Annotated in this window: 3 protein-coding genes; all 3 read left to right on the forward strand. The window is 52.0% G+C overall.

The features are described from left to right. A partial coding sequence (locus AS26_RS13390) for a class II aldolase/adducin family protein (RefSeq protein ID WP_062310587.1) occupies nt 1–525 on the forward strand: 525 nt, incomplete at its 5' end. Between the two features lie 64 nt (nt 526–589). Further along, on the forward strand, nt 590–946 hold the full coding sequence (locus AS26_RS13395; protein ID WP_245629790.1) for a PadR family transcriptional regulator: 357 nt from the start codon (nt 590–592) through the stop codon (nt 944–946). Beyond that, a complete protein-coding gene (locus AS26_RS13400; RefSeq protein ID WP_245629789.1) occupies nt 933–2393 on the forward strand; it encodes an MFS transporter in 1461 nt (486 codons plus the stop codon). Before AS26_RS13395 ends, AS26_RS13400 begins: the two co-directional genes overlap by 14 nt. The last annotated feature ends 205 nt before the right edge of the window (nt 2394–2598 follow it).

Genomic DNA, 2598 nt, shown 5'->3' on the forward strand with positions numbered 1-2598 from the left:
ATCGAACGTTTGGATGAAAACAGCTTTGCACTGATTCGCCTGGACGGACAAGTGATCGAGGGTGATATTGCACCCGTTATGGCCGAAATCATTCAGATGCACGCTGGTGTATACCGTGAACGTCCGTCCGTAGGTTGCGTGATTCACACGCATGCGCCACATGCGACCGCGTTTGCGGTGGCTCAGCAACCTATCCCTGTTGTGTATGAGCCACTCGTCCGCTTTGGTGTAACAGAGGATATTCCGGTCGTCCCTTGGGCGCCGCGCGGTTCGGACGCCTCCGTCAAAGGCATTGTTCAAATCGTGAAAGAGCGACCAGGTGTATGGGCGGTTCTTTTGGCCAATCATGGCGTGCTTGCATTCTCGCACACGATCACCGAGACCGTTCAACTTTTGGCGACCCTTGATGAAGCGGCAGAAACCGTTCTGAATGCCCGCATGCTAGGCGGAGAGAAGCGGTTACCTGACCAAGCGTTTACGCAGATTCAGGAACGTATGCGCGAGTTTGCGGAAGTCAAACGGTGAAAAGTTGAGAAGGCGCCAACCTGGCGCCTTCCCCATTGATAAAGAAGGAGAAATGGTATTCGTGATGCAGAAACAGAATCGTCACTTGCCAGCGTTCTTGCTGTTGTTGCTGTTGGACGGTGAAGCGCACGGAGGAACCCTTTGGTCCAAACTGAAGTCGCTTCTCCCGGAACAATGGAATATCGACAGTGGCGCTGTATATCGCACTTTACGTGATCTTGAGGAACGCGGAGCTGTTTCGTCGCAATGGATGACCGAAGAATCCGGTCCTGCAAAACGCGTATACGCGATCACTCAGAAAGGGTTGGAAGAACTGTACGAGTGGCGAAAGGATATTCTGATGCGAAAACAAAGTCTGGATATTTTTCTTAGCCGATTTGATGAGCATGTCCGTTCGGGGAGATTGCATGAAGATGCGTAATCTCACAACCTTGATGCCGGGGATTCGCCGAGGGCAACATCCTTCCCGGCTAGAATCTCGGAAGATGTGGTGGATCTTCACCAGCGTTGTTTTAGGGACATTGATGGTCAATATCGATAGCAGCGTGGTCAATGTATTGATCCCTACGCTTGAGCGTGCTTTTCACCGTCCACCATCTTCGCTTCAATGGGCGGTCTCCGCATATCTTCTCGTGGTGACTACACTTCTCCCGCTTCTCGGCTCACTGTCCGATCGCGGAAGCAGAAAGAATTATTACCTTATGGGTGTTGCTCTTTTCACAATCTCTTCTGCACTGTGTGCCGTAGCTACAAATCTTATGGAACTTATCATGTTTCGGATGATACAAGGCTTGGGCGGGGCGCTCATCATGGCGAACGTGATGTCCATCATTACGTTCACGTTCCCGCCAGAAAGGCGCGGAAAACCACTCGGATATGTCAACAGCATCGTGGCATTAGGCACAATCATCGGGCCTGGTCTGGGGAGTGTTCTTCTTTCCTTGTTTGGATGGCGATCTGTTTTCTGGATTAACATCCCGATTGGGATGATTTCGCTAGCGCTTAGCATTGTCCATCTTCCACCGCTCAGGACTTCAAAGGAGAAACAACCACTCGATCTTGTCGGCGCAATCTGGATTACTGCTGCAGTAGCCGTGATGTTCTTCGAATTCAGTGAGGCAGGGTCCTGGGGATGGACGAGCACTCCAAGCATTGTGCTTCTCGTCACGAGCGTCGTATGTTTCTTGCTCTTTCTGGTTCACGAGCGACACACACCAGCCCCGCTCATTCAATTGACATACTTTCGTATTCCGTCATTTAGTCTATCTGTGATTGCAAGTTTTCTTTCATACGTGCTCATGATGATGCCCCAATTCATGCTCCCCATCTTTCTACGAGATGTGCAAGGTGAATCAGCCACTCGTGTGGGGCTCGTCTTGATGACGCAATCCTTGAGTATGTTCGTATTCTCACCAGTCGCAGGATGGCTAAGTGATCGATATGGCCCCCGCGCTTGGCCTGTGATAGGCATGGCGATGGTGGGCATTTCCGTAGCCGTTTTCTCCTCCTCGTCTGTGCATACGCCGCTTGCCTATACAACGATCGATCTGTTTCTCTTCGGCCTTGGGCTCAGCCTATTCACCGCGCCGAATAACGCACTCGTGTTGGCGGCAGTCCCACCTCAACATAGCGGTGAAGTCGGGAGCTTACTGGCGCTTGTGCGAAATCTTGGCCGCCTTGTGGGTATAGCGGTCTCATCGGCAGAACTGAACAGCCACGTGAATGGTAGCGGAATAGCCACTTCCCACATTTTTCTAGTCACCGACTTTGATCGAGCGTTTTCCATTGGAGTTATCCTCGCGGCACTCGCTTTTGCAACAAGTATCAGTGTCAGTTTGCATCGTTCGGCGCTAGGACGCACATTCTGAGCATCCAGGATCATGCCAAGGCATCGGGCATCCGGTACCCAACTACGCTGTGGATCCATTGTCGGGTGAGCGTCAAATCCCGCCCACCTTGCGTTCTCATCACGGCTGCACCAAGCTCATGCATGACGAACAACCCCGCTGGGGAACCAGCGGGGCAGTTTCACTTACTATCCTTTTTTCGTCCGTCTGCGGATTCGTTCTGGCG

It is taken from the genome of Alicyclobacillus sendaiensis NBRC 100866 (genome assembly GCF_001552675.1).
Lineage (GTDB): Bacteria > Bacillota > Bacilli > Alicyclobacillales > Alicyclobacillaceae > Alicyclobacillus > Alicyclobacillus sendaiensis.

Bases quoted from the DNA above. Each gene is read 5' to 3' on its own strand.
- AS26_RS13395 (WP_245629790.1), top strand. From the start codon at position 590: ATGCAGAAACAGAATCGTCACTTGCCAGCGTTCTTGCTGTTGTTGCTG.
- AS26_RS13400 (WP_245629789.1), top strand. From the start codon at position 933: ATGAAGATGCGTAATCTCACAACCTTGATGCCGGGGATTCGCCGAGGG.